Source organism: Glaciecola sp. MF2-115 (genome assembly GCF_047250385.1).
GTDB lineage: Bacteria > Pseudomonadota > Gammaproteobacteria > Enterobacterales > Alteromonadaceae > Glaciecola.
In genome coordinates this window covers 1-5,749 of record NZ_JBLBVM010000023.1, presented here as the reverse complement: position 1 = coordinate 5,749, position 5,749 = coordinate 1, and the positions used below count along the sequence as shown (strand labels likewise).

Annotated in this window: 8 protein-coding genes and 1 pseudogene; 4 read left to right on the top strand and 5 right to left on the bottom strand. The window is 40.8% G+C overall.

Annotated features, from left to right (window positions below):
* A partial coding sequence (locus ACKLNX_RS00265) for a type II toxin-antitoxin system mRNA interferase toxin, RelE/StbE family (protein ID WP_412970767.1) occupies positions 1-93 on the top strand: 93 nt, incomplete at its 5' end.
* 325 nt (positions 94-418) lie between these two features.
* Here the strand turns inward: ACKLNX_RS00265 and ACKLNX_RS00260 are convergent.
* Positions 419-655: a hypothetical protein gene (locus tag ACKLNX_RS00260; RefSeq protein ID WP_412970800.1), complete on the bottom strand. Its 237-nt coding sequence runs from the start codon at positions 653-655 to the stop codon at positions 419-421.
* A 359-nt stretch (positions 656-1,014) separates the two neighbouring features.
* Here ACKLNX_RS00260 and ACKLNX_RS00255 point away from each other — a divergent pair, with 359 nt between their 5' ends.
* Positions 1,015-1,260: a type II toxin-antitoxin system CcdA family antitoxin gene (locus ACKLNX_RS00255; protein WP_412970799.1), complete on the top strand. Its 246-nt coding sequence runs from the start codon at positions 1,015-1,017 to the stop codon at positions 1,258-1,260.
* Entirely contained in the window at positions 1,260-1,577 is a 318-nt protein-coding gene (locus tag ACKLNX_RS00250) for a CcdB family protein (protein ID WP_412970798.1), read from the top strand. Before ACKLNX_RS00255 ends, ACKLNX_RS00250 begins: the two co-directional genes overlap by 1 nt.
* 102 nt (positions 1,578-1,679) lie before the next feature.
* On the opposite strand, the gene ACKLNX_RS00245 is transcribed toward ACKLNX_RS00250, so the two are convergent.
* The 4 genes from ACKLNX_RS00245 to ACKLNX_RS00230 all read right to left on the bottom strand — a co-directional run bounded on the left by ACKLNX_RS00245 (position 1,680) and on the right by ACKLNX_RS00230 (position 3,837).
* Complete coding sequence (locus ACKLNX_RS00245) at positions 1,680-2,123, bottom strand: hypothetical protein (protein WP_412970797.1); 444 nt, start codon at positions 2,121-2,123, stop codon at positions 1,680-1,682.
* A gap of 434 nt (positions 2,124-2,557) precedes the next feature.
* The gene (locus ACKLNX_RS00240) at positions 2,558-2,824 is read right to left on the bottom strand and encodes a hypothetical protein (RefSeq protein ID WP_412970796.1); all 267 of its coding nucleotides are present in this window, start codon (positions 2,822-2,824) and stop codon (positions 2,558-2,560) included.
* Between the two features lie 335 nt (positions 2,825-3,159).
* Positions 3,160-3,594: a hypothetical protein gene (locus tag ACKLNX_RS00235; RefSeq protein WP_412970795.1), complete on the bottom strand. Its 435-nt coding sequence runs from the start codon at positions 3,592-3,594 to the stop codon at positions 3,160-3,162.
* A gap of 39 nt (positions 3,595-3,633) precedes the next feature.
* A complete protein-coding gene (locus ACKLNX_RS00230; RefSeq protein ID WP_412970794.1) occupies positions 3,634-3,837 on the bottom strand; it encodes a hypothetical protein in 204 nt (67 codons plus the stop codon).
* Positions 3,838-3,922: 85 nt separating this feature from the next.
* Here ACKLNX_RS00230 and ACKLNX_RS00225 point away from each other — a divergent pair.
* Positions 3,923-4,873 (top strand): annotated as a pseudogene (locus ACKLNX_RS00225) (IS110 family transposase).
* Positions 4,874-5,749 lie beyond the last annotated feature (876 nt).

Sequence of the window (5,749 nt, the reverse complement as noted above, 5' to 3'; positions counted from 1 at the left end):
CATGTAAAGCCTGATTTGGTTTTGATTTATAAAGTTGATTTCAACATATTAAAGCTAGCCAGAATTGGCTCTCATAGCGATCTATTTAACTAGCACGCTAACACCCCGCATAGAGGGCAAGTTTATGGGTGCAGCTTTTGAACGAAGTGAAATGCACCCGTAAAGTTGTCCCAGCGACCGAAGGGAGTGAACTGATGCTTTTGTTAGCAACTGACATGTTAGTACTGTGCTGATTGGTGATTTGAATTAACAATGTGTCACTCCATGACCATGTTTGATATTGAAACTTTACTCAATTCTTGCTGATACAACAACTGAATTTTCCTAGCGAAGACCAAACAACGAATGCTCGCGAACCCGAGAATAGCTTACTAATTACCTTTGAGCTTTCCTCTTGAAAGGTAGAGCACAGCAAATCTTAAACTTTTGCATTACCGCCAACTTTTAACTCTTGATCAAGCTCATACAAAAAAGCCTTGATAACATCAGCATCTAATGGACTCTTACGCACGTAAACATCTGCTTTTTTATTAATATAACTAATTAAGTCAGCCTCTATTATTAGTTCGTTATTCAGACAGCACTCCAAACTAAGATTTTCAAAATTATTGGCACTGGTTACTACAAGATCATACTTAACGTTATTCACAATCATAGGACTGCTAACACCCCGCATAACGGGCAGCATTGCGTGCAACCGCACGTAATGATGTCCCAGCGACCGAAGGGAGGGCGTTTATGCGATTGTTAGGACAAGTTGATTTAACTTGGTTTTGATAAAACATTTAATGCCTCCTTGCGTTAACCATTTAGGTAAAACAATACTCGTTTGAATCTGATAACACAACTAATGTTGACCAGCGCAGACCAAACAGCGAATGTTCGCGAACCCGAAATAAATTTATTAAAAACAGATGAGGGTGACTCCTGAAAGAAGAAGCCTTTACTTTTGTGCAAATAGCGTTGCAAATGCGCACACTAATGCGCATAATCTGTGTAGGCGGAGGAGAATTTATGTCTGAACTTTATGATTATAGCGCACCCAAAAAAGCCACTAACCTTAGTATAAATAGCGACTTACTGGTTAAAACTAGAGAAATGAAAATAAACCTTTCTGCAACATTGGAGCAAGCTTTACAAGAAAAACTTAAGGTGGCGAAAGAAAATGCTTGGAAAGAAGAAAATAAAATGGCCATCAATGCATACAATCAATTTGTAGAAGAAAATGGAAGCTTTAGCGACGAATTTGGGGGAATTTAGTGGCTCAATTTGATGCTTACAAAAATACGAGCAAGAAATCAAAAGCCGCTTATCCTCTGCTAGTTGATATTCAAAACAGTATAATAGACGACCTTTCTACTCGCCTAGTCATCCCGTTGGCCAAGAGAAGTAATTTAAGAAGCTTAAAAGCAAACCGACTCACTCCATCTATCGATTATGAAGGAGAGATATATCTTCTTTTTACCCCTCAGATGACTTCAATACAAAGCGATTTATTGGTAAGTCCTATTGGCACCCTAGAAGCTCATAGAGACTCAATCATCAACGCAATAGACTTTGCTATCACAGGAATATAACGCCCGGCTCACTGAGCAAATTTTTGATGGCGGCTTTTGTGCGTGTTTTTGCACAAAAGGTGACAGCGGAAATTTGTCCGGTGCTGCCGTTTGTTATGCGATTTATTGATGTCCATACACCCTAAATCCGAAGTCTGTTTCGACTATATGCCACTGCCCAATTTCAATTAGTGCTTCTATGACTGCAACTACATTTTGCTCAAAGAAAGCCCCTGGTATATTCTCCTTACAATAGGGCTTACCTACATTTGGGAACTCTAACCACTCGATTTCTTTGTAATAGGCTGGGCCAAACCAAAACCTACTAGAAAGGTAATTTTCTTCTAGGGCTTCGTTAGTAGGTAACGAATGTCTTACACCATCATTCTGACTTCCGACAAATTTCCAAATTACTTGAATCTCAGGGTTTACCTGATTGAGCAATTGAAAGCACTTGCGCCACTTAGCATTAGACATATAAGACGATGTAAATAATCGCTTTATAAGTTTATCTATTTTGATTTCATGAGCGACGAAATCAAACGCTTTGCTATTTGGATTACTCATACATTCCTAGCGCATAACACCCCGCATAGAGGGCAAGTTTATGGGTGCAGCTTTTGAGCAACGCGAAATGCGCCCGTAAAGTTGTCCCAGCGACCGAAGGGAGTGAGCTAATGCGATTGTTATGTTGCTGAATGTTAGTGTGATTTTGACTAAACAATCCATGTCTCCTTACGTTAACCATTTTGGTAAAAATATACTCGTTTGAATCCAAAACAACAACTGATGTTAATCAGCGAAGACCAAACAACAAATGCTCGCGAACCCGAAATTAACTCATTAAAAACAGATGAGAGGGACTCTTGAAAGAACGAGCTTGCGCAGATGTATCGCCGCAACAACGAGTGTCTATTGCCAGAAGAAACCATACTCAGATAAGTTATATAAATATAAAGAAAATCAGGAGCGTAAAAATTAGTTAATTTGCGTGCTGCGAGTTAATTTTTAGAGCTACTCTCAATTGTCTCTGCCTCTAAAACTTTATTCTGGCTAGAGGCGTAGTAAGCCCAGCCAATCAATGAAAAAAATATTGGAACCGAGTAGTAACCGAACTTCATACCCACTGCTCCTGCTAACGTAGTGGCAGAAGAAGTATCAAGAGACGAAATCCCAAGTATCTTTAACAGAACGTTGGTGGCAGTAATTACAAAAAACACAATAGCCATTTTTTTTCTAAATTTTGCTTGCTTCCTAGCTTTGTTCATAAAGCTCTCCTTGATTCATAACACCCCGCATAGAGGGCAAGTTTATGGGTGCAGCTCTTGAGCGAAGCGAAATGCGCCCGTAAAGTTGTCCCAGCGACCGAAGGGAGTGAACTGATGCGTTTGTTATATTTGGTTGATTTAACTCGGTTTTGATAAAACAATCCATGTCTCCTTGCGTCAACCATTTAGGTAAAAATATACTCGTTTGAATTCAAAACAACAACTGATGTTGACCGGCGAAGACCAAACAACAAATGCTCGCGAACCCGAAATAAACTCATTAAAAGCAGATGAGCGTGACTCGTGAAAGAACGAGCTTGCGCCATTGTTGTTTGTTATATTGCATTTTTCAATACTGCCTCTGTTTTAGCAATTGTTTCAGTAGCTAAGCGCATTAGATGCTTACCAAATGTGTTAATAGCCAAGGGTTCAACCTTTAAGTCAAAGTTTACTTTATAGTTTTCGTTTCTTGTATTTGTGAAAGTTTCAATGTGAGCAATAGTAATTGCAAGTAATGTATGGCCAGAGTTGTCGATGCATAAGCCTGAGATTGAAAAGTAAGAAAGGTCTTCTTTTGGCCTTGTCGCGAACTTAAATTTATCTTTTACAGAGATGGGAAACTTTTCTAGTATTTTTCCCAACTCTTTAATTTTATCTCTGGTTGTGTAGCAATCAGTTTGGCCTGAAAAAGAACCATTACTCCCAAAAATACTTATCTCAAACAGGTCTTCATCTTCCCAGATTGATGAAATTACTATTTTACTTTCCATGATACCCCTGCAATATAACACCCCGCATAACGGGCAAGTTTATGGGTGCAGTTCTTGAGCAACGCGAAATGCGCCCGTAAAGTTGTCCCAGCGACCAACGGGAGCGAGTTGATGCGTTTGTATGGCAAGATCCTTTCTCCAAAGTGGTAAAGTGAGACCCAGATATTGGCTGCAACCAATGTTCTTCTGTGAAGCAGTTCGCTTGATGCAAGGCTCCTCAATTGAGAGACCGATAACAAACATGAGCGCTTCACAGAACTCCAAGCACAAGACTCGAATAGTCTACTGGGCCTCAAGCTCGCATTACGCAAACAAGAGTTAGCTTATTATGAAAACAGTCACTTCGCAAAACATTAATGTCGGTGTCGATACCGGCAAGCAATCCCTCGATATATTCATTCGCCCGCTGGACATTTATTTCACCGTTACAAACGATGAAAAAGGCGTTAAGGAAGCAATCACCCTGATCAAGAAACATTGCCCACAGCGCATTGTGATTGAAGCAACTGGCCGCCTTGAACTGCTGTTCGTGATGGCATGCGCAAAAGCCAATTTACCTTTTGTGGTTGCCAATCCGGTTCACGTGCGCCGTTTCGCTGGGGCTATCGGTTTGAATGCAAAAACAGACAAGCTAGATGCTCAGTTGATTGCTCATTACGGTGAAGCGATACAACCTAAGCTATCCACGCTAAAGCCAGAAAGCATGCGCCTGATGGCGGATTTGGTCGCGCGGCGAAACCAAATACTCAACATGTAAACCATGGAGAAGAATCGATTACAGATTATGCCCAAGGGGCTGCATTCAACCATCAAACCCATCTTAACTGCTTACAAAAACCAGCTTGCTAAGATTGAAAAGCAACTTGTTAAGCTCATCGAAAGCTGTCCCGACTATCAGGAAAAAAATGACATTGTACAAAGCATGCCTGGTATCGGAAAAGTCTCTGCGGCAGCACTCATCGGCTACTTTCCTGAGCTCGGGTATGTGAGCAACAAACAAGCCGCTGCGCTTGTCGGTGTCGCCCCCATGAACAGAGAAAGTGGACGCTACCAAGGCAAACGAACAATCAAAGGTGGACGCCCTCAGGTGAGAACCGTTTTGTATATGGCGATGATGTCTGCCATGCAGTGCAACTCCGTTTTTAAGCGTACCTATCAAGCCCTACTTGCCGCAGGGAAACCTAAAAAAGTGGCGATTATTGCCTGCGTGAGAAAGATGGTGGTTATCTTGAATTCGATGGTTCGCGATGGGAAAAAATGGGAAGAAAATATGGCGTAAATTTAATTATTGACGCCATAGTCGTTTGTTATATTTGGTTGGTTTAACTCGGTTTTGATACAACAATCCATGTCCCTCTGCGTTAACCATTTAGGTAGAAATATACTCGTTTGAATTCAAAACAACAACTGATGTTCGACAGCGAAGACCAAACAACGAATGCGCGCGAACCCGAAAATAACTCATTAAAAACAGATGAGAAGGACTCTTGAAAGAACGAGCTAGCACTATATTCTTTTGCTATGTGCCAATTTCTATATCCACTTCAAGCGGTGAGACGGCCCTTTTCCGTCACATCCGTCTTCGAAGTTTTTGTTATATTTCAATTTTCCCACCACACGTTGGACAATAATCAAATTCGATTCTATACATTTTTGCATTCGCAATTGCATTAAAAAGTTCCTGATCACAATGAGGGCAATTGGCGTTTTTAGCGAACCTCCAACTTACCAGTAAATAAACGGCCATTGTCACTAAAAGAAATATCACTACATGTATTCTTGATGCGCCGAACTCTATTGCAAGGGTATATGATCCAATAATTATAAAAATGATACCAAAAACTGCAAAATACAATTTCTTCCTTAAAGAGCTTGTGAAATTGACCTGTGCCAAATTATCCTCCTTGAAATATAACACCCCGCATAGAGGGCAAGTTTATGGGTGCAGCTCTTGAGCGTAGCGAAATGCGCCCGTAAAGTTGTCCCAGCGACCGAAGGGAGTGAACTGATGCGTTTGTTAGATAGCCGGAATTTACTACGATTTTGACCAAACATTCCATGTTCCTCTGCGTTAACCATTTAGGTAAAAATAACACTCGTTTGAACTCAAAACAACAACCGATGCTGACCAGCGAAGACCAAACAACGAATGCTC